The 23,633-nt window shown below is 38.5% G+C and carries 22 protein-coding genes and 1 pseudogene; 11 read left to right on the plus strand and 12 right to left on the minus strand.

Going from position 1 to position 23,633, the window contains the following annotated elements; translation table 11 throughout:
* Nucleotides 1-364 precede the first annotated feature (364 nt).
* A complete protein-coding gene (locus tag ACIQXW_RS17055; protein ID WP_402764096.1) occupies nucleotides 365-2,017 on the plus strand; it encodes an FAD-binding dehydrogenase in 1,653 nt (550 codons plus the stop codon).
* Nucleotides 2,018-2,165: 148 nt separating this feature from the next.
* On the opposite strand, the gene trhO is transcribed toward ACIQXW_RS17055, so the two are convergent.
* Nucleotides 2,166-3,128 carry an oxygen-dependent tRNA uridine(34) hydroxylase TrhO gene (gene trhO / locus ACIQXW_RS17060; RefSeq protein WP_340822445.1) on the minus strand — a complete coding sequence of 321 codons (963 nt, stop codon included), beginning with the start codon at nucleotides 3,126-3,128 and terminating at the stop codon, nucleotides 2,166-2,168.
* A gap of 139 nt (nucleotides 3,129-3,267) precedes the next feature.
* On the opposite strand from trhO, the gene ACIQXW_RS17065 reads away from it, so the two are divergent.
* Nucleotides 3,268-4,050, plus strand: coding sequence for an enoyl-CoA hydratase (locus ACIQXW_RS17065; RefSeq protein ID WP_340822446.1), 783 nt, complete (start codon nucleotides 3,268-3,270; stop codon nucleotides 4,048-4,050).
* A 250-nt stretch (nucleotides 4,051-4,300) separates the two neighbouring features.
* Here ACIQXW_RS17065 and ACIQXW_RS17070 read toward each other — a convergent pair whose 3' ends face one another.
* Nucleotides 4,301-4,486 (minus strand): YhzD family protein, encoded by a 186-nt coding sequence (locus ACIQXW_RS17070; protein ID WP_173479813.1) that lies wholly within the window; start codon nucleotides 4,484-4,486, stop codon nucleotides 4,301-4,303.
* Between the two features lie 304 nt (nucleotides 4,487-4,790).
* Between ACIQXW_RS17070 and ACIQXW_RS17075 the strand changes: the two genes are divergently transcribed.
* Genes ACIQXW_RS17075 through yhaM form a run of 3 tightly spaced genes read left to right on the plus strand, consistent with a single transcriptional unit; the run spans nucleotide 4,791 to nucleotide 9,837 of the window.
* Nucleotides 4,791-6,005 (plus strand): metallophosphoesterase family protein, encoded by a 1,215-nt coding sequence (locus ACIQXW_RS17075; protein ID WP_402764100.1) that lies wholly within the window; start codon nucleotides 4,791-4,793, stop codon nucleotides 6,003-6,005.
* Nucleotides 6,002-8,902, plus strand: a complete 2,901-nt coding sequence (locus tag ACIQXW_RS17080) for an ATP-binding protein (RefSeq protein ID WP_402764103.1) — start codon at nucleotides 6,002-6,004, stop codon at nucleotides 8,900-8,902. Before ACIQXW_RS17075 ends, ACIQXW_RS17080 begins: the two co-directional genes overlap by 4 nt.
* Nucleotides 8,899-9,837, plus strand: coding sequence for a 3'-5' exoribonuclease YhaM (yhaM, locus tag ACIQXW_RS17085; RefSeq protein WP_340822449.1), 939 nt, complete (start codon nucleotides 8,899-8,901; stop codon nucleotides 9,835-9,837). Before ACIQXW_RS17080 ends, yhaM begins: the two co-directional genes overlap by 4 nt.
* Before the next feature lie 57 nt (nucleotides 9,838-9,894).
* On the opposite strand, the gene ACIQXW_RS17090 is transcribed toward yhaM, so the two are convergent.
* A complete protein-coding gene (locus ACIQXW_RS17090; RefSeq protein WP_340822450.1) occupies nucleotides 9,895-10,842 on the minus strand; it encodes a peptidylprolyl isomerase in 948 nt (315 codons plus the stop codon).
* A 142-nt stretch (nucleotides 10,843-10,984) separates the two neighbouring features.
* Here ACIQXW_RS17090 and ACIQXW_RS17095 point away from each other — a divergent pair, with 142 nt between their 5' ends.
* The gene (locus tag ACIQXW_RS17095) at nucleotides 10,985-11,092 is read left to right on the plus strand and encodes a YjcZ family sporulation protein (RefSeq protein ID WP_080647610.1); all 108 of its coding nucleotides are present in this window, start codon (nucleotides 10,985-10,987) and stop codon (nucleotides 11,090-11,092) included.
* A gap of 180 nt (nucleotides 11,093-11,272) precedes the next feature.
* On the opposite strand, the gene ACIQXW_RS24220 is transcribed toward ACIQXW_RS17095, so the two are convergent.
* The 6 genes from ACIQXW_RS24220 to ACIQXW_RS17120 all read right to left on the minus strand — a co-directional run bounded on the left by ACIQXW_RS24220 (nucleotide 11,273) and on the right by ACIQXW_RS17120 (nucleotide 14,618).
* Entirely contained in the window at nucleotides 11,273-11,458 is a 186-nt protein-coding gene (locus ACIQXW_RS24220; RefSeq protein WP_010857338.1) for a hypothetical protein, read from the minus strand.
* Nucleotides 11,459-11,528: 70 nt separating this feature from the next.
* Nucleotides 11,529-12,074 carry a DUF3267 domain-containing protein gene (locus ACIQXW_RS17100; protein WP_340822453.1) on the minus strand — a complete coding sequence of 182 codons (546 nt, stop codon included), beginning with the start codon at nucleotides 12,072-12,074 and terminating at the stop codon, nucleotides 11,529-11,531.
* A gap of 121 nt (nucleotides 12,075-12,195) precedes the next feature.
* Entirely contained in the window at nucleotides 12,196-12,756 is a 561-nt protein-coding gene (locus ACIQXW_RS17105; RefSeq protein ID WP_029747195.1) for an HTH-type transcriptional regulator Hpr, read from the minus strand.
* Between the two features lie 156 nt (nucleotides 12,757-12,912).
* Entirely contained in the window at nucleotides 12,913-13,308 is a 396-nt protein-coding gene (locus tag ACIQXW_RS17110) for a YtxH domain-containing protein (RefSeq protein ID WP_340822454.1), read from the minus strand.
* 195 nt (nucleotides 13,309-13,503) lie between these two features.
* Nucleotides 13,504-14,040: a tryptophan transporter gene (locus ACIQXW_RS17115; protein WP_401020074.1), complete on the minus strand. Its 537-nt coding sequence runs from the start codon at nucleotides 14,038-14,040 to the stop codon at nucleotides 13,504-13,506.
* Nucleotides 14,041-14,204: 164 nt separating this feature from the next.
* Entirely contained in the window at nucleotides 14,205-14,618 is a 414-nt protein-coding gene (locus ACIQXW_RS17120; protein ID WP_402764109.1) for an HIT family protein, read from the minus strand.
* Between the two features lie 107 nt (nucleotides 14,619-14,725).
* Between ACIQXW_RS17120 and ACIQXW_RS17125 the strand changes: the two genes are divergently transcribed.
* Both ACIQXW_RS17125 and ACIQXW_RS17130 read left to right on the plus strand, forming a co-directional pair.
* On the plus strand, nucleotides 14,726-15,475 hold the full coding sequence (locus ACIQXW_RS17125; protein ID WP_340822457.1) for an ABC transporter ATP-binding protein: 750 nt from the start codon (nucleotides 14,726-14,728) through the stop codon (nucleotides 15,473-15,475).
* Nucleotides 15,459-16,643 carry an ABC transporter permease gene (locus ACIQXW_RS17130; protein WP_402764112.1) on the plus strand — a complete coding sequence of 395 codons (1,185 nt, stop codon included), beginning with the start codon at nucleotides 15,459-15,461 and terminating at the stop codon, nucleotides 16,641-16,643. The genes ACIQXW_RS17125 and ACIQXW_RS17130 overlap by 17 nt, the downstream gene beginning before the upstream one ends.
* A gap of 76 nt (nucleotides 16,644-16,719) precedes the next feature.
* Here the strand turns inward: ACIQXW_RS17130 and ACIQXW_RS17135 are convergent, their stop codons facing one another.
* Nucleotides 16,720-17,880 carry an amidohydrolase gene (locus tag ACIQXW_RS17135; RefSeq protein ID WP_402764115.1) on the minus strand — a complete coding sequence of 387 codons (1,161 nt, stop codon included), beginning with the start codon at nucleotides 17,878-17,880 and terminating at the stop codon, nucleotides 16,720-16,722.
* Between the two features lie 26 nt (nucleotides 17,881-17,906).
* Nucleotides 17,907-18,425: an antibiotic biosynthesis monooxygenase family protein gene (locus tag ACIQXW_RS17140; protein WP_340822460.1), complete on the minus strand. Its 519-nt coding sequence runs from the start codon at nucleotides 18,423-18,425 to the stop codon at nucleotides 17,907-17,909.
* A gap of 233 nt (nucleotides 18,426-18,658) precedes the next feature.
* On the opposite strand from ACIQXW_RS17140, the gene hemE reads away from it, so the two are divergent.
* The 3 genes from hemE to hemY all read left to right on the plus strand — a co-directional run bounded on the left by hemE (nucleotide 18,659) and on the right by hemY (nucleotide 22,196).
* On the plus strand, nucleotides 18,659-19,711 hold the full coding sequence (gene hemE, locus ACIQXW_RS17145; RefSeq protein ID WP_340822461.1) for a uroporphyrinogen decarboxylase: 1,053 nt from the start codon (nucleotides 18,659-18,661) through the stop codon (nucleotides 19,709-19,711).
* Between the two features lie 119 nt (nucleotides 19,712-19,830).
* Nucleotides 19,831-20,751 carry a ferrochelatase gene (gene hemH, locus ACIQXW_RS17150; protein WP_401020065.1) on the plus strand — a complete coding sequence of 307 codons (921 nt, stop codon included), beginning with the start codon at nucleotides 19,831-19,833 and terminating at the stop codon, nucleotides 20,749-20,751.
* Between the two features lie 14 nt (nucleotides 20,752-20,765).
* Nucleotides 20,766-22,196 (plus strand): protoporphyrinogen oxidase, encoded by a 1,431-nt coding sequence (hemY, locus tag ACIQXW_RS17155; protein WP_340822465.1) that lies wholly within the window; start codon nucleotides 20,766-20,768, stop codon nucleotides 22,194-22,196.
* A 125-nt stretch (nucleotides 22,197-22,321) separates the two neighbouring features.
* Here the strand turns inward: hemY and ACIQXW_RS17160 are convergent.
* Nucleotides 22,322-23,633 (minus strand): annotated as a pseudogene (locus ACIQXW_RS17160) (collagen-like protein); the annotation flags it as partial.

A 23,633-nucleotide genomic window follows, 5' to 3' on the forward strand; every position in this document is an offset into this window, starting at 1 on the left:
AATTATTCAAAAAAAGATTAAAATTACTCCCTTCAAAAGTCTGAAAACTGCTTATATACGAACTATTTATACTTTATATGTTTTTATTGTTCGTCTTTTTACAGAGGACATTGTAAGCGCTAACGAATGTGTCAAGACAGAGAATATAGGGGTTTAGCGAGTGTAAAAAGATAAAAAGTTTTTGGAGGATAATTATATTAAATTAGATTATTTACATAAAACTTCCTCTGATTTAAGACGGAATGCGAACATTTCGTTAATGCCACATATTTGTCGAAATTATAAAACGATAAGGAGGTAAAGTGCCAATAAGAGAAGAATGTATGTAAAGAAAGATAGATTTAGATTTTTCGGGGGTGTTGGGATGAAATATGATGTAGCAATTGTCGGAGCTGGTTTAGCGGGACTAGTTGCAGCCTGTGAGTTAATCGATGCAAAGAAACGTGTACTACTGGTGGACCAAGAGCCTGAAAATTCAATGGGAGGACAGGCATTTTGGTCTTTTGGTGGGCTATTTTTAGTAAATTCACCAGAGCAAAAAAGGCTTGGTATTAAAGATAGTAAAGAGCTTGCATGGCAGGATTGGCTAGGGACTGCTGGCTTCGATCGTTTAGAAGATGAGGATTCATGGGCTTACAAATGGGCAAGGGCTTATGTAGATTTTGCTGCAGGTGAAAAATACGCATGGCTTAAATCATTAGGTATAAAGTTTTTCCCTGTTGTTGGTTGGGCTGAGCGAGGTGGCTCATTAGCGGGAGGTCACGGTAATTCGGTTCCTCGCTTTCATATTGTGTGGGGAACTGGGCCAGGGATTGTAAAGCCTTTTGCAGATAAAGTGAAAAAGGCGATAAAGGAAGGAATTATTGATTTTAAGCCGAGACATCGTGTGGATGAATTTATACAAAAGGATGGTCGAATTACTGGCATTAGTGGCACAATTTTAGCTGAAAGCTTTGCACAACGAGGAGAGCAAAGTTCACGCATTGGGGTAGGTGCTTTTTCCTATGAAGCAAGGGCAGTCGTTGTCGCAAGTGGGGGCATTGGTGCAAATATAGATTTAGTACGAAAAAATTGGCCAGCTCGACTTGGCACTCCACCCAAAAATATAGTATGCGGCGTACCAGCTTATGTAGATGGTCGCATGTTAGAAATTACTGAACATGCGGGTGGTCGTATCGTCAATCGTGATCGGATGTGGCATTATACAGAGGGTTTAAAAAACTGGGACCCAATTTGGCCAAACCACGGTATTCGTATTTTGCCAGGTCCATCATCTTTATGGTTTGATGCTGAGGGAAATCGCTTTGGAGCACCGAACTTTCCAGGGTTTGATACATTAAGTACGTTAGAGGCCATACAAAAAACAGGTTATGATTATTCATGGTTTATTTTAACGGAAAAAATCATTGAAAAGGAGTTTGCTTTATCAGGTTCAGAACAAAATCCCGACTTAACGAATAAAAGCATATCAGAGTTAATGAAACGCATTTTACCGGGTCCACCTGCACCGATCCAAGCATTTAAAAATCATGGTGAGGATTTTGTTATTGCAAACGATTTAAAGCAGCTAGTAGATGGCATGAACAAGCTTGCAGGAAATGAATTGCTTGATTTTCTTAAAATTAAAGAGCAAATATTAGCTCGGGATCGTGAAATGGACAATAAATTTACGAAAGATATACAGGTGAATGCAATACATGGAGCAAGAAATTATATTGGTGATAAAGTAGTGCGGGTTGCAAAACCACATAAAATTTTAGATACAAAAAATTGGCCCCTTATTGCAGTACGATTAAATATTTTAACCCGCAAAACATTAGGGGGCTTACAGACGAATTTAGATGGAGCTGTATTTGGCATGGATGGACAACCGGTACCAGGGTTATTTGCAGCAGGAGAAGTTAGTGGTTTCGGAGGGGGCGGTGTACATGGTTACCGCGCATTGGAAGGAACGTTTGTTGGAGGATGTTTATTTAGCGGACGACAAGTTGGTCGCTTTTTAGCACAACAATCATAAGTGCCAGGCACTCAAACAATTTTGAATTTTTATGTCGTAGCCAGAATCTAAGAAAAATCCTATGGGAACGCACGCAAAGTAAGCCACAACAGACGGCGCGGTTGCGGCTTGCGATGTGCTGCGTGAAGTGCCAGGCACCCAAACAATTTTATTTTTGAACTTGTGCAATTTTTGCTATTTGTTCTTCTACTTGCTCTTTTGTCCATTCATTTTCTTCAACGAAAAAATTACGTTTTGCGCGACGGCAATCGTCTGAACAGCTACGCATATAAAATGCCTCGTGCTTTTCCTCACATAGCATTAATTTGTGGCACTCAGGATTAGCGCAGTTTGTATAGCGTTCTGTTGGTTCGCCTGTAAAATAGTCCTTACCAATCACCACATGCTCGACCTGATTAATAGGCACACTGCGGCGGCGATCAAAAATAAACATTTGGCCATCCCATAATTGTCCCTTTACTTCAGGGTCTTTAGCATACGTTGCAATACCACCATGTAGTTGACCGACACTTTCACCGTAGCCTTCACGTTTTAACCAGCCAGAAAATTTTTCACAGCGAATGCCGCCTGTGCAGTAAGTTAAGATGTTTTTACCAGTAAAGTCTTCTTTATGTTCCTCCATCCAAGCCGGAAGATCACGGAAGTTTTCAATTTCAGGGCGCACCGCATTGCGGAAATGTCCTAAATCAAATTCATAATCGTTACGTGCATCTATAATAACCGTATTGTCTTCTTGCATACGAGTCATAAATTCTTTTGGTGTTAAATAATCCCCAGTTATTTCTAAAGGGTTAATATCATTTTCTAAGCCGAGGTGTACAATCTCCGTACGAGGTCGTACATGCATCTTTTTAAAAGTATGCCCTTCTACTTCATCGATTTTCCACATAATATCGCTAAAACGAGGGTCCGCTTTCATATAATTCATGTAGCTTTCAGTTTGCTCAATCGTACCAGAAACTGTACCATTTATGCCCTCTAAACCTACTAAAATACGACCAAGTAGACCAATTTCTTTACAAAATGCTAAATGCTCTTCGGCAAATGCTTCTGGGTCCTCAATAGCAACATATTTATAATAAAGTAATACACGAAAGTCCTTTTGTGTCACAAAAATACCCACCTTCAATTTCATTATTCGACATTAAATATAGCATAACAACGACTATTTTGCGTAGGAGAGAAGGAGTTTTCAGAAAAAACACGAATAGTACATAGTGAATGACTATTCATATTTGGGGGTGTAGGGCATGGAATTTTCAACAATTACATTAGAAAAATTAGAGCGTCGTGCTACTTTAACGCTAAATCGACCACATGCTATGAATGCGATGGATGATGTGATGATGCGTGAATTAGCAGAGTGTTTTGAAGCATTACAGCAGGAGCAAGAAATACAGGTTTTAGTTATTCGTGGGGAAGGAAAGGTCTTTTCTGCGGGCGGTGATATTAAAGCAATGCTTGATCCAAATAAGCCGCTAAATATCGATGAGGCAATGGTATATTTAACACGTATCGTCAAAGCTTATTACCAACTACCAATGATTGTTATTGCTGCGGTTCATGGTGCATCAGCAGGGTTAGGCTTTAGTTTAACACTAGGTGCTGATATCGTAGTTGCCTGTGAAAATAGTAAGCTTGCTATGAATTTTATAGGGATTGGGTTAATTCCAGATGGTGGTGGCCATTTCTTTATGAAGGAAAGACTTGGCACTGTGAAAGCGAAACAAATGATTTGGGAAGGCAAAGTACTAACAGCCGAGGAAGCACACAATATAGGCTTAATCGATTATGTTGCGCCTGAAGGATCGGTCTTTGCAGTGGCTGATCAATTAGTTGGAAAGATGCTAGCATCACCAATTGCTTCAATGATTATGACTAAAAAGGTTTTACATGCACAAAATTTGCCGCAGTTAGAGAGCGTTTTAGCGATGGAAGCTCAAGGCCAATCTGCTATGCGTAAAACGGCTGATCATTTAGAAGGCATCCATGCATTTGTTGAAAAAAGAACACCGGTCTTTGTAGGACATTAAGGCATTTAGCATGGTCCACAAGCTGAATACAAACATTAAATATTAATCCCAATGGATTTTAATACGACGCAAGCCCCATCACATAGACTTCTGTTACGAGAAAAGAGTGATTCCATTTCGGATGCTCGATCTCGTCCACAAAAGTGAAGTGGTGGGGCTTGCCGATTTATCAATTATATAACTATTTGCAAACTTTGTTACTGTGAGAGACACCTAGAGTATTTTCTACGTGTCTTTCTAATTTCGTAGTTTAAACATGGAATAATATTAATTTCCCAGAAGAGTTAACAAGGCGATGTGTTTTTTCTGCAACGCCCTTCTCTACGATTTGCTGTTGACCATTTACTTTTGCAGCTTCATCGCTTTCAAAAGTCCAAGTTTCATCAAAAAGTGTTTCCCCAGTTTTTTCAAAAGCTGTAAAACGATAATTATTCATAAACAAACCCCACCCTTTACTTGAATATATATCTATTATACATAGAAGAAATATAAACTTCACGGTATATCTAGCGAATATTTCGATAATTTACGAAAAATGTGGAAAATTTAGTACAACATGAAGATCAATAGTTCTATGATTTCGTTTCTCAACTAACATGAAGTATGATAAAATAGAACAAATATTCGCTTTTGATTGATCCTTTTGTACAGGGCATAAAGCTACAAAGCTTTGTACAAGCACAATGAAAATCTAGACGAAATAATGAACAAAGGTTTAATTAATTAGTAGAGGTGATTGGATGTCCGCAATTCGTTTTTTCCATATGGCAGATTTACATTTAGATAGTCCTTTTAAAGGCTTATTTGGATTACCTGAAAAGAATCTAAAAAAAATTCGAGCAAGTACTTTTGAAGCATTTGATAAAATTATTCAGAAGACAATCGAAGAAAGACCAGATTTCCTACTCATTGTAGGGGATCTTTATGATGGCGAAAATCGCAGTTTACAGGCACAAAGACGTTTTCAGGCAGCGATGGAGACGCTATTTGAACATAACATCCCCGTCATTGTCAGCTATGGCAATCATGACCACTTACATGGTTCTTGGACACGTTTTGCTTTGCCAAGTAATGTTTACGAATTACCAGCTGATACGAGTGTTGTACAATTAAAAATACGTGGTCAGCAAGTAAATATTTATGGTTTTAGCTATGGTGAGCGTCATGTTAAGGATTCAATGATTGATCGTTATCCTGTTGCGCAGGATCAGCATGCAATTCATATAGGTATGCTGCATGGCAGTGAAGCAAGTGATTCTACACATGCGGTATATGCACCATTTAAAAAAGAGCAACTTCTTGAAAAAAGATACCATTACTGGGCGCTTGGCCATATTCATAAACGACAGCTATTACACAACGAACCTCCGATTGTTTATCCAGGTAATATTCAAAGTAGACACCGCAATGAACAAGGAGTGAAAGGATTTTATGATGTAACCTTATCGCAAACAGCTGCTAATTTAACATTTATGCCGACTTCTGCTGTTGTTTATAATATGGTGGAGGTGGATTGCACAAATGTGCTTCATGCAAATGAGTTACTACAAAAATGTGAAGAGGCAATCGCTCATAATCGAATGGAGTATGGAGCATCTGTAATTGAGCTTCATTTAAAAAATATAGATGAAGAAGCTGCAGCATTATTTGAGCATGCTTCGGTAGAAGAATGGCTTGAAACAATTCGGGAGTCAGAAGATGGGATTGAACCAATGGGATGGGTGCAAAAACTTATTTTGCATAAAGCTTCATCATCATATGAGTCGACTACTATGACTGAATCAGTAATCAGTGTAATGGAGCAGTGGGATATTTCTGATTGGAAAGATATTTTAAAGGATTTGTACCAGCATGCGAGTGGTGCAAGATTTGTAGAACCTTTAACAGAACGAGAAATTGAACATTTGAAGCTGGATGCTCAGGAGTTATTAACCGATGAAATTCAAAGGGTGTGAAAACTTTGCTAACGATACAAAAAATCCACATTTACGGCTTTGGTAAGCATGAAAATATCACAATCTCTTTGCAAGACGGTGTCACTATTTTTTATGGCATGAATGAAGCTGGTAAAACGACCATACAGCAATTTATTTTACAGATGCTTTTTGGATTTCCGACAAAGCAACAAAGCCAGCGAAAATACGAGCCAAAAACATCACCGAAATTTGGGGGGCAGCTGACTATTCTCCACCCAATATATGGTCAATGTACAATTGAACGTGTTAAAGGAAAGGCTACTGGTGATGTTACTGTATATACAGAAGATGGTATGAAGGGGCATGACGAGCTTTTAGCCAAGCTTTTATATGGCTATTCACGCGCATCATTTGAAGCGATTTTTTCATTTTCAATTCATGAACTGCAAGGTATCGAAAAAATGTCAGAGGATGAATTGACACATCTATTGCTTGCATCAGGGACAACTGGTATTCATCGGCTATCTGCGCTTGAAAAAAAATTAGAAAAAGACGCTGGAGAGCTTTTTAAAAAATCTGGTAAAGTTCCGCTCATTAATCAAAAAATCGAGTATTTAAAGCAACTTGAAAAGGCTATTAAGAAAGAACAAGCTACAATCCATACATTCGAAGATAAATCACTCAAATTACAGCAACTTGAGCAAAGATTGAAAGATTTAAATAAACAACAAAAGACACTGCAACAAGATTGGCAGCAACTTACGGTCATCAAACAGGCAATGCCACTTATTGAACAGCAAGAAACGCTACAGCAATCATATAAAAGTTATGCACATGTTCAATTTCCACCAGAAGGAATTAGACGTTACGAACAATTAAAAGATCGACTGACGCACGAAACATTACAGATGATTCAACTAGAAGAACAATATCAAGCTTTAAAAAGGAAGCTTCAATTGACAGCAGATGAACAAGCAATTGAAGAGATTTCAAGGCTGATGAATAAAGAAGCAACTTGGAATCAGCTCCTCGTCAAAGAGCAGAACCTGAAGGACGAGCTGTTTGTACTAGAGCAAGATATTGAAGCACAGTTTCGTTTATTAGGCGTGCAGGAATTGGAAGCTCAAGCAACCCTTTTAGAGGGAACTGTATCTTTGCAACAAGAGGAACAATTTCAGCGACAGTTGACTGTCTTAAATGAAGCTGAGGAAGAGCTCAAGTTTTATCTACAATCGTTAGAGCGAATACATGAGGAACTAGATAGCATTTCTCGACAGAAAAAACACCTTCAGCAGGAGTCATTAACTGCTGAGGAAGAACATATTTTAGCACAGTGGCCCCAGAGAAAAAGGCGCTTAGAACAATTGCGTCATGTTAAATCGCAACGCTCAAAACAGAAGCAGCCAACACTTTTTGTTATCCTTGTGTTAGCTATAAGTATTGTTGCGCTTATTTACGGTATTTTAGAAAAGAATTGGGCGGTAATGGTTATTGGTGCCATCTTATCGCTAGTATTCTTATTGTATTTAAAACAAGCGAAACAAGCTGATGATGGGCCTCCTGAGCATAATAGCCAATTACTGAGAGAACTAGAGCAAGAAGAAAATATTGTTCAAGTGTTACTTGTGAAAAAACAACGGCTTGAAGATCGTTGGATGCTAGCTAACGAGCAACAGCTTGATAAAGAACGACAGTATGCACAGCTTGAACATAAAATTCAACAAGCTGAGCAAGTAAGCGCCGAGGCAACACATATGCTGCAAAGCTTTTTGGAACGTTTTCGCTTAGAGGGAAGTGTACCGCGGTCACTTTTACCAGAGTTATTTATGCGTATTCGTGGTGTACAAGAGTTGGTAGTCAAAAAAACAAGCATATATAAGCTTTTACATGCTATACAATCTGAAAAAAATGAGCTTTATGAAACGCTACAGCAAGTTTTAAAGAATGAGTATAGTGAGCAGGAAATCTTTGTACATCTACGCTCAACATATTTAGCAATTCAGAAGGAGCAACAACAAATGTTGCAAACAAAGGAACAACTCGCTCAAATACATTCAAAAAAACAAGAAGTACAACCGCTTTTGGAAAACTATGAATCGGAAATAGCAAAATTATTTCATGACGCAAATGTAGAATCAGAAAACGCATTTTACGAGGCATATGAACAATTTCAACATCAGCAAAAGCTTCAGTCCGAACTACAAGCGATTCAATATCAATTAGCCTCATTAGATATGCAACAGCAAGAAAGCTTTTTAAGTGCGGATCAACTTCATGAAAAAATACAAGCACTGGAAGAAGTACGCAATGCCGTTCGAATAGAAATTGAACATTGCTTAGAAGAGCGGGCTGCCTTGCAGATTGAAAAGGAACATTTGCTTAACGATGAACAATATGGTCTATTGTTGCAGCAGTTTGAGCAAGAAAAAGCATTGTTGCAACAGCTAATGGAGCAATGGGCTACTAAAAAAGCGTTAGCAACAGCTATTCATGAAACATTATTCCGTTTGCGTGAAGAAAAATTACCACATGTACTTACACAGGTAAATGCTATATTCCATTCGTTAACAGGTGGTCGTTACGATAAACTTTTCATTCATGAGGAAGGCTATTTTGAGGCGCAAGCAGTTTCTGGCTTACGCTATCATGTAGCAGAATTATCACAAGCTACAAAGGAGCAGGTCTATATTTCATTGCGAATGGCATTAGCGAAAACCCTTGCAACGTCAGCGCCATTTCCATTTATAATGGATGATCCTTTTGTCCATTTTGATCGAAACCGTACAAACAAAATGGTACAATTAATGAAAGAAGTAGGATATGAACGTCAAATTTTATATTTTACTTGCCATGAAGAGATGCTCGCACTTTGGCAAAAAGAGCAAATTGTCGATCTAGGAGCACTAGCAAATGAAAGGGGAGTGACGTCAACATGAAAGGTATTACGACGCTCCAAGTTGGAGAATCAGTTGATCAATTTTTATTAATTAAACAATCGACAAAAGGGGTTACCACTGTAGGGAAGCCATTTATGTCACTGTTACTACAAGATAAAAGTGGAGATATTGAGGCGAAACTCTGGGATACAAATGAAGATCATGAAAAAATGTACCATGCAGAGGCGATAGTGCATGTAGGTGGAGAAATTCATGACTATCGTGGGAAAAACCAATTACGTATCAAAACAATTCGTGTGGCAAAGCCGGAGGAGGGAATTGCCGTTAATGATTTAGTTCCTTCTGCTGCTACGCCAAAAGAAGAGCTTTATGAGGAATTGACACAATTCTTCTTTGATATTAAAAATCCAAATATTTCACGTATTACGCGTGCAGCTATTAAAAAGCACCAGGATGCTATTTTAGTATTTCCAGCAGCAACGAAAAACCATCATGATTATGCATCAGGCTTATTAGACCATATGGTATCGATGTTAAAGCTAGGGAAAGCCATTGCTGATTTATATCCAACGCTAAATCGGGATCTATTATATTCGGGAATTATTTTACATGATATTGGTAAGGTTGTTGAACTATCTGGTCCGGTGGCGACAATGTACACTGTAGAAGGTAATTTACTTGGTCATATTACGATTATGGTCAATGAAATTGCTAAAATTGCAAGCGAACTTGAAATCGAAGGCGAAGAAGTGATGCTCTTACAACATCTAGTGTTGTCGCATCATGGGAAAGAGGAATGGGGAAGCCCGAAAAAGCCAATGATTCAAGAAGCGGAAATTTTACATTATATTGATAATATTGATGCAAAAATGAATATGCTTACACGCGCATTAGGTAAAACTGGTCCTGGAGAATTTACAGAGAGACTATTTCCACTCGATAATCGATCATTTTACAAGCCAAATATTCAGTAAAACGAAAAGGGTTACGCCTGTATTGGCGTAACCCTTTTTCATATAGTAAAATAATTACTATTTAGATTCTTTGTCTGTGCTTTCATCTGCAGCTTTTTTAGCAGCTTCTTCATCTGCTTTTGCTTGTTCTTCACTTGTTATTGTAAAAGATTCTAAAGCTTCTTTTAATTCTTTATCAGAAGTTTTAAAGTTTGCATCTTTTGCTAATTGAGCGATGATATCTTTTAACAATGTTTGTGCTTCACCAGTTTGTGTAAGCTTGTTTAACATTGTTGTACGAATTTTTTCTTCTTCATCTTTAAATGCGCCTACATCTTTTACATCGCGCTTTTCCGTAATTTCAATTACGTGGTAGCCGTAGCTTGATTTAATTGGCTCACTTAATGTGTTTAATGGAAGGGCATAAGCCGCATCATTGAATTCATCTACCATAGAACCAACTGTAAACCAACCTAACTCTCCGCCTTTTGCTGCAGAACCAGTATCAGTTGAGTATTCTTTTGCAACATCAGCAAAAGAAGCGCCACCTTTAATTTTTTCAATCGCTTCTTTCGCAGTTTTTTCATCTGCTACAAGAATGTGGCGACCATTTAATTCTGTTTTCATTTGCTCATAATATTTTTTTACGTCTTCTTCTTTAATTGCTTTGTCTTTTAAAGCTTTTTCTTGAAGTAGTTGTACACGTAAAGAATCTTTAAAGCCTTGTTCAGTTAAGCCGTTTTCTGCTAGTGCTTGTGCAAAGCTATCGCCGAACTGTGATGCAGTTGCATCATATTGTTCTTTAATTTCTTTATCAGTCACTTCATATTTGTCTGCTAATACTTTTTCAGTCACCATCTGTTGTAATACATAAGAGCCTGTTAAAGTTTTCGCTTTTTCGTTAAAATCAGATACTGAAATATCGCCTACTTTAGATGTAACTAATGCTTTGCTATCAGCTCCACTACAAGCACCAAGAGCTAAAATTGAGGCTGCTAATGTTAAAGATAATACAGTCTTTTTCATATGGATATTCTCTCCTTAATTCATTTCGTCCATTTTTTACTATAACATAAACGTTTTAAAAACAAAATGGTTCCCCCTTGAGTATAGCCTAAATTTCAAATTTCAAAGCGCATAGGATATAGAAAAGAAAGGGGGTGAAGTTATGAGCAACGGAGGATACGGTGGTGGCGGTGGCTACGGCTCAGGCTTTGCTTTATTAGTTGTGTTATTTATTTTATTAATTATTGTTGGTGCAGCGTTCCTATACTAATTAATAAAATGCCGAAAAGCTAAGGATATGCTATTCCTTAGCTTTTCTTATCAATATCTAGGCATTCGCTCCGCACGCTTGGGTCGAGGCCGAAAAAATTTGGCGTCAATTAATTTCCCATTGCTGCATGGATGTTTTAAATACATGACCCGCGTGCGGACTGGCGCGGATGCATCTTCATTAGACCGCGAATAAAATTTCAACATAAAATGAAACAAGTAAAATTGTAATAAGTATATTGATAGTTCGGAATATCTTTGGTTGGTTTTCTTCGGGAATTTCACGTCGCATGCACAGTGCGTAGGTCATGCGATTGATTTGAAATAAATAGAATACCGAGAATAGAACTACAATCATTAATAGCAAGTCTATTCCTCCCCTCTTTCAGTATTATTAGCATATCAAAAAACGTCAATAAAACACAAGTACAAGCGAATCAGTTAATTGTAGGTGGTACTAAAATTTCATAGCCCTTCGGTGTTTCTTCAATTTGGGCATCTTTAGGTGAATTCAACAAATACTTCACGTAAAGAATATCAATTAAACATAAACTACAATGATACGCTAAAAGTAATGTACCGTAATGTGTATAGGCAGGTAGTAGCCATGTAGCAATAACGATACTTGTATTTAACACGATAAATGGCGCAAGTAATGCGAAAATATATCGGTTTTTAGATAATGGCTCACGGATACGCATGTGCAGTACAGGAATAAAGTAAAACTGTTTCTTTATACGTAATTTGAGATGCTGACGTAAGTCATATAATGCTAGAAAGTGTAAACATTTATGAATAGGATAAAGCGCAAGGACGGCAATTACAAATAGCCAGAACAAATGATCAGTATAATACTCATCGTTAAATAAATTAAATGTCACATAGGACACGGAAAAGACAGTGAGAAAAACAATTACAGCCATCATTACAATACGTGTTGTTCCATAATGATGTTCAAGGTTTAAAATTTTCCAACAGTGCACGTTAAATATCAACTCCATAATAGGGAAGGTTCCTATTCAATGTAAATTGATTTCTATAAGATTGCAAGAGAAAGGAGGTATTTCAGAAATGTTTCTGAAATGCCTCCTTTTTTAGCATAAATTATCCTTTTACAGTTGAACGTTCTTCTAACGTGTCAAAGGAATCACGGAAGTGTTGAAATGAACGTTCAAAAATATCGATAAAGTCTTCACCGTAAATATTACGAATAACAGCCATCACATCTAAAAATTCTGGGAAACGACCATATAAATCTTTCAAGGCTAGCGAGCCCTCAAGCACAGAATGATATGTGTTATGATAATTGCTATTCATTTCAATAATAAGGTCTGTCCCTGTTTCAGTTAGCTCTACATAAGTATTACGCTTGTCATCATCGCGTTTCGAAAACTTCAGTAATCCTCGTTCCTCTAACTTTTTCGAGAAGTTAAATGCTGTTGAAACGTGCATTACACCAAATTTTGCTACGTCTGAAATGGAAGCCCCTTTTAAATGATATGAAATCCACAATATATGGTGCTCGTTAATGTTTAAATCGTATGGTTTAATCCATTGTTGCCAATCTTTTTCAACTGCTTTCCATAAAGCTTTTGATAATTGTGCAATTCTTTGACTGTATAGCATTGCTTCTTTTTGAGTGTATAATTCCTCTGACAAAGCCATCACCTACTGCTTTCTTTAACGTTTTAAAATTATTATAGCAATAAAGAAAAAAAGTTTAAAGTTAGAAAAATTAAAAAATTGAAAAGTGGTTAAAAAATAACATTTTGATGATTATTTTTGGTAAAAAAATAGGCTTTGATATCCTTGTGTAAAACTTTATGCCTGCACTTTTTCTTGCGGTTTTTTCTTTTTATCGGTGAATTGTGCAACGTTTTTCTCGATTTCGTTAATTGAATTCTGTAATGCTTCTATTTCTTGTTGTAAATTATTCTTTGTCGGTTCGATTTCTTGCGTAAAGGTAGTAATCGATTGTTTTAGATCATTTATTATTTGTGGTATATTATTTTTTGCTTCATTTGTTAATGTGCCCACGGATTGTTTAACGTTGCTGACTTGATGTTTTACATCTTGAAGTTTTAGTTTGGCACTATCAGTATTGGAAAGTATTGTAGAACGTAATTGTTGGCCCGATTGAGGTGTTGAGAAAAGGACAGCAATTGCGCCTCCTATAATACCTGTTGTTAATCCGATTAAAAATGGTTGTGCTTTCATAGTAAATACCTCATTTCTATATTTGTTATCTTTCTTCTATTAAACCATGAAATCAGTCGATAAAAAAAGAAAAAAGAAGCTAAACGAGTGATTTTGTCTCACTGTTTAGCTTCTTCCCTTATATTAAGGCTTAAAACGTCTTACGTCTGCAACTACAATTGTTAAAAGTAGTAGTACAGTGCGGTTAGTGCTGTTTTATAATGCTTGCGAAATTGCTGTGTTGAATTTAGAACGCTTCACTAGTTTCGCAACGATAGGATAAATAATAACAAATGCTACGACGTTAAATGCAACAGCTGGTATTACAACCCCAACAAACAGCATTGCAAATGTTGCGCCTACGTTAGCGTTAAATACAAATAGGGCAACAGATAAAAAGACAGTACCTGATAAAATCGTACCTAATCCAACTAATACAGCGGATACAGCGAAATGATTCGTAACTTTTTTCAGCACGATAAGGATTGCTAAAAACACAAAACCTGTAACAGCTTTATCAATAATATTTGGGATAAAGCCTGCTGGGAAAGTTGTAAATAAACCTGAAAGCACCCCTGTTGATAAAGAAAGTAAAAAAGTTTCTTTTATCGAAGGGAACAATAAAATGCCGATAAACATCATCGTTAACATGAAGTCAGGCTTCATTCCATTTACCATACCTGGTGTGACCACATAAAGGGCAGCACCGACACCGACTAAAAGTGCCATTAACACTAGATTTTTTGTATTCATTTCTAATCTCTCCTCAACTATGCTAATCTATTTGTTTCCTAACGTGTCCTCATGACCGTTAGCGAAACTTATTTGTGATTGTACGCTAAAATTGATCGTTTGACAATAGCGTTCAATGTCCAGTTAATAAGCTGTTTTGTACTAAATTGTTTGAGTGCCTGGCACTATAAATTGGCTTTAATGCTGTCGGCTACTTCTGTTAATTGTTCTGGTGTGTATGTTTGTGTTTGCCAAATTAAGCCTAGGCCTTCTTTTTCATCGTAACGCGGAATAAAATGTAAGTGGTAGTGGAAAACAGTTTGTCCAGCTGCAGCACCGTTGTTATTAATTGTATTTATACCAATTGGGTTAAATGCTGCTTTAATGGCATTGGCAAGCTTTGGCGCGACTGCATATAAATTACGCGCTACATCTTCTGGCATTTCAAATAAATCCTGACAATGGTGTTTTGGAATTAATAATGTGTGACCTTTTGCAACAGGTGAAATGTCCGTGAATGCATAGACATGTTCGTCTTCGTAAACTTTTGTACTTGGAATTGATCCATCAATGATTTTGCAAAATAGGCAATCGCTCATTCGTAAAATCCCCCTTAAATTTTTATATGTAAGTTTATTCTATCATACTCATAACTGAATCATTTGCTAATTTTTGATAAAATAATAACAAGAAGAGGAGTGAGAGTATGTCGGTATTAGAAGTGCAGCATGTGACAGGCGGTTATACGAAGAAGCCTGTTATTAAAGAATTGTCATTTACAATAGGTAAAGGAGAACTTGTCGGGCTAATTGGTTTAAATGGTGCGGGTAAAAGTACAACCATTAAACATATTATAGGAACAATGCTTCCCAAAGAAGGCGACATTCGTCTAAATGGCGTGACGTTAAAAGAAAACATGGACAAGTATCGGACAGCATTTTCATATATCCCTGAAACACCGGTTTTATATGATGAGTTAACATTGCGTGAACATCTAGAATTAACAGCAATGGCTTATGGTTTAGATGAGGCTACACTAGCGGCTCGTTCAGAAATATTATTGAAGGAATTTCGTATGGAAAAACGCTTAAATTGGTTCCCATCGCATTTCTCAAAAGGTATGCGTCAGAAAGTAATGATTATGTGTGCTTTTTTAGTGAACCCGAGTCTGTATATAATTGATGAACCGTTTGTCGGACTAGATCCACTTGGTATTCAGTCATTGCTCGATCAGATGGATACAAAGAAAAAAGAGGGTGCATCCATTTTAATGTCGACGCATATTTTATCGACAGCTGAAAAACATTGTGATCGAATTATTTTATTGCATGAGGGACGCGTTCGAGCACAAGGCACGATGGTGGATTTACGTAAAACGTTTGGCATGCCACATGCAACATTGGATGACCTTTATATTGCAATGACGAAGGAGCGGGACCATGAAGAACTTGCGTGATGTATGGTCCTCGCGCTTCATGCACTATATAAGTGAAGTACAAAAATATATGCAGTTTGTTTTCACTGGACATATAGCGCTTGTACTTGTGTTTCTTGTTGGAGCTGGGGGCTATCAATATAGTGAGTGGTTGAAAATCGTTGAGTCTGATTTTCCTGCTGAAGGGCTAATTGCCTTAATAATTGGTGTATTACTAGCATTTAGCCGTCCAACGACATTATTGCGTGAGCCAGACCAAGTGTATTTATTGCCATTAGAATCAAAAATGTCGCTGTATTTAAAAAAGGCAATAGCGTGGACGTTTTGGTCACAAGTTTGGATTGTGGCAATCGTTTATATCATAAGTATTCCTTTATTAAAAGCAGTAACGGAACTAACAACATCTAATATTTGGTCACTGTTTTTCCTTGTTATCGCCTTAAAGTTTGTTAGTGTGCACGGGGAATTTAGTTATCGTTATAGTGAACGTGGTCATTATGTTTGGGTAGATAGACTAATACGAGCTATTGTATTTGGTGTAACCGTATATATGGGACTACAAATGCAACTTATGCTAGCATTAGTTGCAGCGATAATTGGTTGTGTCTATGTATTAGTATTTCGCAAAAAATGTGCGAACGAGCCTGTACCATATGAGCACTTTGTAAAACTAGAACAAAATCGAATGATGAGCTTCTATCGTTTCGCGAATTATTTTACCGATGTACCACATTTACATGGGAGTATTCGACGTAGAGCGTGGCTTGACTGGTTTTATAATTTTATCCCCTATCAAAAGGGGAATGCTCAAAAGTACTTAGTGTTCCGTACGTTTATCCGTACAGATGATCATTTTTATTTGTGGCTCCGATTAACTGCTATTTCCGCTGTTATTGCAGCCTTTGTAGATATTCCAGTTGTTACATGGATTGTTGCGGGTGCTTTAAGCTTTGCAACGACGATTCAGCTAAAGCAAGCATTATTATCTAGCGGTGAGTTCCGCATGGACATGCTTTATCCGTTGCCAGAGGGTGCGCGTAAAGCTGCTGTTAAGCAAGTAGTGCGTCTAACAATGATTGCTCAAGCTATTATTGTTACTTTATGCGGCGTGACGCAGCCAATGTTCTATGTAACGACGATAATTATCCTTGTAGTTAGTGAAATAACGGCAAAGGTGTCAAAATCTTAAAGAGGTAACTCTAATTTAATTAAAAAAGAAAGCTCATTTTGCCTAAGAACATTAGGCGATATGAGCTTTCTTTGTTTTATTCCACGATTTGATATTCTAGCGCAGCGCTTAACATAACTTTTGCTGCTACTAGCATACCTTTTTCATCAATATCGAATTTCGGATGGTGATGTGGTGCATATTCATCAGGCGCGGCCCCTGTGAAGAAGAATGTACCTGGTTTTTCCTCTAAATAATAGGCGAAGTCTTCGCCACCCATCGTTGCTGGTATTTCAACAACATCACAAATGTCTTGCGCGATATCACGAACAAATAATGTTTCTTTTTCATGATTCACGATTGCTGGGTAACCTTTGCGATATTCTAGTTCAATTGTGCAATCTTGTGCAATTTCAGTTCCTTGTACGACGCGTTTAAATTCACGTTCCATCGTTGCACGAACATCTTTGTCAAACGTACGGATAGTGCCATTTAAATACGCTGTATCTGCAATAATATTATCTGCATTTGACGCAACGAAAGAGCCAACAGTAAGAACTGCTGATTCAGTTGGAGCTACTCGACGCGCTACAAGTTGTTGCAAGTTCATGACAAGCTGAGAGCCGATAACAATAGCATCTTTCGTTTGATGTGGATGGGCGCCATGTCCACCTTTACCTTGAATTTTCAGTTCAAAACTATCAACTGCTGCCATGAGTGGTCCAACACGGTAGCCAATCATACCCGTTGGATGATTGGATGATAAATGTGTACCAAATATAGCGTCAACACCGTTAAGTGCACCTGCCTGTATCATACCGATAGCACCGCCTGGGTCTGCTTCCTCGGCATGTTGATGAATCAGCACATATTCACCTGCTAACTCATCTTTCATTTCCCATAAAAGTTTCCCTACTATTAATAAAGTAGCAGTATGACCATCGTGGCCACAAGCATGCATAACACCAGCTACCTTTGATTTGTAAGGAACATCTTTTTCGTCTTGAATAGGGAGTGCATCAAAATCGGCACGTAAGGCAATCCTTTTACCAGGCTTGCTACCTTTAATACGTGCAATCAATCCATAGCCACTTACATTTGGTTCAACTGGGACACCGAGTTTTTGATAGTATTCACTAATATAGTTTGCTGTTTCTTTCTCTTGGAAGCTTAGTTCTGGATGCATATGTAGATGGCGGCGAATGGCCACCATTTCATCAAAATGAGCATCAATTTTATCGAGTATTTGTTGATTCATAAGTAAGTGCTCCTTTATTAAAAAAATTATGCCTCGTCGTCTTCTTTAGGGACAACGCTATAGGTCGTAACGTAGGATGCGGCAGAGAAAATATTTTGTTGTCGCACACCAGTTGGTTCTTCACGTTGTGCATGTGCAGTATTATACGCTTTTGAGCTTTTCCATGCTTCAAATGAGTGTGGCCCATTCCATTGTGTCATAACAATGTACGTGTCGCCATTTAATGGACGCAATAGTCGGAACGCTACAAAGCCAGGCTCGTTCTCGATTGCACGTGCGCGATTTAAAAAGCGATGTTCAAATACAGGTTTACCTTCATCTGTCACAGGAATATTATTGAAAACGAAGAAGCCGCGTTCTTCTAATTCGTTTACCGAATCTAACACTTCAAATTTACGAGGTGTAGCAAATACAGATTTCCCTTCAGTTTCATGAATGAGCACAGAATTACCTTCACCATGCATTAAAATCATATGTTCGTTAGGATACTTATTTTTCACCTGTTCCATAAACTCACCTGTGCCAGAAGTTAAATAAATATTCATTATTTTGCCCTCCTTATAAATGTCTAATAATCAGTGATTAACTCCATTTAAGTGTAAGTTACCCGCTTTGTCAAAAAAGAAAGCATGTAGAAAGAACAATTTTATGACATTTCACTAGGAAAACTATACAATAGCAGAGGAAGCGTTTACTATTGAAAACGGATATCAATAATAATGGAATAAACAAGTGATTTTTTATGATAGGAAATTCATCGAGGGGAAGGAAATAATCAATGACAACACTTTTTAATGATACACTTCTACGTGCTGCACGCGGGGAAAGGACTGAACATACACCTGTCTGGTATATGCGACAGGCAGGTCGTTCTCAGCCAGAATATCGTACAATTAAAGAAAAATATTCATTAGAGGAAATTACACATCAACCTGAGCTTTGTGCGTATGTAACACGTTTACCGGTCGAAAACTACAATGTGGATGCAGCGATTTTATATAAAGATATTGTAACGCCACTACCAGGTATCGGCATCGATGTAAAAATTAAAGCTGGTGTAGGTCCAGTTATTTCAAACCCAATTCGCACAGTATCAGATGTAGAGAAATTAGGTGAGTTCAATGCAAAGGAACATACACCTTTCGTTTTAGAAACAATAAAATTACTAACAGAAGAACAGCTTAATGTACCATTAATAGGTTTTGCAGGAGCGCCGTTCACGTTAGCGAGCTATATGATTGAAGGCGGACCTTCTAAAAACTATAATAAAACCAAATCATTTATGGTTTCGGAACCAAAAGCATGGTTTGCATTAATGGACAAATTGGCAGACATGATTATTGCGGACGTTTCAGCGCAAGTAGAAGCGGGTGCAAAAGCGATACAAGTATTTGACTCATGGGTAGGTGCCTTAAGTGTTGAAGATTATCGTGTGTTCATTAAACCTATTATGACTCGTATTTTTGGCGAGTTAAAAAAAGAAAATGTACCGCTTATTCAATTTGGAGTGGGTGCAAGCCATTTAGTGAAAGAGTGGCATGATTTGCCGATTGACGTTGTTGGCTTAGATTGGCGATTACCAATTAAAGATGCACGTGCAAAAGGTATTACAAAGCCTGTGCAAGGAAACCTAGACCCTTCATTATTACTTGCTGATTGGTCAGTAATAGAAAAACGAACAAAAGATATTATCGATCAAGGCTTAGAGGTGCCAGGTCATATCTTTAACTTAGGCCATGGTGTATTCCCAGAGGTTGATCCAGCAGTATTGAAACGTTTAACAACACTTATTCATGAATATAGTGCACAACAAATTCAAGCCCGTTCTTAAAGTAAAAAAAGAGCAAATTCTATTGACGCAATTACACTCCTTTTTTTGTGTAATTGTTGTTGACGTACAAAATCATACAAAAAATATAGTTTAACTATTATTTAGAGGTGAAAAGGTTTATGAAAAAAGTTAAAGGTTTATTAGTAATGGCATATGGTACACCCTATAAAGAGGAAGATATTGAAACTTACTATACACATATTCGTCACGGACGTAGACCATCTGACGAGCATTTAGAAGATTTACGTAGTCGCTACGAGGCAATCGGTGGTTTATCGCCACTGGCAGCTGCAACAGAAGCACAGGCTGAAGCTTTATGTGCACGTTTAAATGAAGTGCAAGATGAAGTAGAATACAAACTATTTATCGGTTTAAAGCATATCCAACCATTCATTGAGGATGCTGTTGAGGAAATGGTTGCAGCAGGTATTAAAGAAGCAGTTTCTATCGTGCTAGCACCACACTTTTCGACTTTCTCTATTAAATCATATAATGGCCGTGCAGAAGAAACAGCAGCTAATCGCCTGAAAATTACATCTGTTGAATCTTGGTATGATGAGCCAAAGTTTATTGATTATTGGAAGGGTAAAGTGAATGAAACGTTCGATTCTATGACTGAAGAAGAACGAGAAAAGGCTTGCCTAATCGTCTCAGCACACTCACTTCCTGTAAAAATTAAAGAAATGGGCGATCCGTACGAAGACCAACTAATTGAAACAGCTCGATTAATTCAAGAAGCTACGGGCGTGAAAAATGTAAAAGTGGGCTGGCAATCGGCTGGACAAACACCAGAGCCATGGTTCGGTCCTGACGTTCAAGATTTAACACGTGACCTTTATGAGCAGAATGGGTACCGTTCATTTGTTTACACACCGGTAGGTTTTGTAACAGAACACTTAGAGGTGCTTTACGATAACGATTATGAATGTAAAGTTGTTTGCGATGAAATAGGTGCTAACTATTATCGTCCAGCAATGCCTAATACAGATCCGTTATTTATCGAAGCTATGGTAGATGCCATTCATAAAAAATTAAGCTAAGCGAAAAGAAAGTGATGATGTTGGTGACTCAAAAAAGACGAAAGGTAGTTGTTGTTGGCGGCGGCATTACAGGCCTCACAGCTGCGTTCTATATGCAAAAACAAGCGCGCGCAAAAGGATTGCCGGTAGATATCGTACTTGTCGAGTCGTCATTACGTCTTGGCGGGAAAATCCAAACTTTTAGAAAAGACGGCTTTATTATCGAGCGTGGGCCAGAATCCTTTTTCGACCGAGAAAATCATGTCCAGGCACTTGCGAAGGATTTAAATATTGAACATAGGATGATAACTGGAGATTCGGGGCCAACCTATATAGCTGTTGGAAGTAAATTATACCCGATTCCGAGCAATCTGATGTCTGGAGCAACGCCACATATCTCGTCATTCATTACATCAGGTTTATTTTCACTCAGCGGAAAAATTCGTGCAGCGGGAGATTTTGTCCTCCCGCGTTCTGCACGGGATGACGACCAGCCATTAGGTGAATTTTTTCGAAGAAGATTTGGTGCGGAGGTTGTAGAAAATCTCGTTGAACCTTTACTAGCAGGTACATTTGCTGGAGATATTGAGCAACTAAGCATGAGATCTACATTTCCACAGCTCTACGAATTAGAGCAAAAGTATCGTAGTTTGCTTTTCGGTATGAAACAGTCAGGGACAAATTTTTTAAGTTACAATCGGATAGCGAAGGATAAGGGCATTTTTCAAACTTTTGAAAATGGTCTTGAGACACTTATCGAAAAACTAGAAGAATCTCTACTTCCAGGGACCGTTATGAAGGGTGTTAAAGTAGAGCAAATTGATCACAGCAAAGATGGTACTGTGCAGGTCGTATTAAATAATTTTTCGCATATAACTACTGATGCGGTTATCATTGCAACACCATATAATGTTGCGCAAATGATGTTTAGTAATCACCAACTTTTAACAGAGTTAAATACGATGAAAGCAGCAACAATTGCAACAGTGACGATGGCATTTAAAAAAGAGCAACTAGGTGACTTGGATGCATTGTCGTTTTTTGTCTCTAGAAATAGTGATTTTTCAATAACATCTTGTACATGGATTAATCGGAAATGGCCTAATGCTACCCCTCAAGACTATGTATTATTACGAAGCTATATTGGTCGAGTAGGCGATGAAACGATTGTTGCTTTATCTGATTCAGAGATTGAAAAGACTGTATTACAAGATTTAAAGAATGCAATAGGAATCGAAGGGGAACCCGTGACGACGGTTGTTTCTCGTTGGAAAAATGCTATGCCACAATATACTGTAGGACATGAGGCAAAAATTGAACGGGTGAAGAAAGAACTTTATGAACACTTCCCGACAGTAAAACTTGCAGGTAGCTCCTTTGAAGGAATTTCAATTCCAGAATGCGTAGAGCAAGGGTGCAAAGTTGCAAATGAAATTTTAAGCGAAATGTTTATACAGGAAGACTAAAAAAAGTAGTACAAACTTATATTTGTACTACTTTTTTATTTAATTTAACTATTATTACTTTTTTCTCAACGTAGAATATATTGAGTCATAGATTATGGACTCATGAATTGTAAAGATAACCAACGTTAAGAAATTCTATGACATGACCATACAATACCACCTGAGTTAGCGCCTCCTAGTGTTAAGGAGAGCGTTAAGCCATTTGCTTCGTAAAATAAATCGATTGTATCACCAGCAGTTAAATTAACTTCTCCAGCCAATGTTACGGTACCACTTCCAAGAATTGCTCTAATAGTTAATAGGGTAACTGATAAATTTAGTATTGGGAATAAACCGGTAATTAAATTTGTCGTTGTATTTCTACGGATTGCAAATGAAGGGTTAACACCTGCACCAATACCAAGACTAATGGCAGCTACTGTTGAATAGTTGATAGTTGCCTCAAATGCATATCTTCCGGTAGTAGGAACTGTAAATATGCCTGTAGTTGGGTTAAATGCTGGTGTTGTGAAATATGGTGAAGCTACACTCCAATTACTTAAAGTAGCAGATGTACTAACGGATAAAGTACTTAAGAAGGCAGAGAAACCTTCTGTAAACGCAGGTCCTGTCGGCCCCGTAGCGCCAGTAGGTCCCGTAGGCCCGAGTAAACCAGTCGCGCCGGTAGGTCCTGTAGGTCCAAGTAAACCAGTGGCGCCAGTAGGCCCGGTAGGTCCGAGAAGTCCTGTTGCTCCAGTAGGTCCTGTTGGCCCAAGTAAACCAGTGGCACCAGTAGGTCCAGTAGGTCCGAGAAGTCCTGTTGCTCCAGTAGGTCCTGTTGGCCCAAGTAAACCAGTCGCGCCAGTAGGTCCCGTAGGTCCGAGTAAACCAGTGGCACCAGTAGGTCCCGTAGGTCCGAGTAAACCAGTGGCACCAGTAGGTCCAGTAGGTCCGAGTAAACCAGTCGCGCCGGTAGGTCCTGTTGGCCCAAGTAAACCAGTGGCACCAGTAGGTCCCGTAGGTCCGAGAAGTCCTGTTGCTCCAGTAGGTCCTGTTGGCCCAAGTAAACCAGTGGCGCCAGTAGGCCCCGTAGGTCCGAGCTCACCGGTAGCGCCGGTAGGTCCTGTTGGCCCAAGTAAACCAGTGGCACCAGTAGGTCCAGTAGGTCCGAGTAAACCAGTCGCGCCGGTAGGTCCTGTTGGCCCAAGTAAGCCAGTGGCACCAGTAGGTCCTGTCGGTCCGAGAAGTCCTGTAGCACCAGTAGGTCCCGTAGGTCCGAGTTCACCGGTAGCGCCGGTAGGTCCTGTCGGTCCAAGTAAGCCAGTGGCACCAGTAGGTCCCGTAGGTCCGAGTTCACCGGTAGCGCCAGTAGGCCCAGTAGGTCCAAGTTCACCGGTAGTGCCAGTAGGTCCCGTAGGTCCGAGTAAACCAGTCGCGCCGGTAGGTCCTGTTGGCCCA

The sequence above is a fragment of the Lysinibacillus sp. NPDC097162 genome (genome assembly GCF_044762185.1).
Lineage (GTDB): Bacteria > Bacillota > Bacilli > Bacillales_A > Planococcaceae > Lysinibacillus.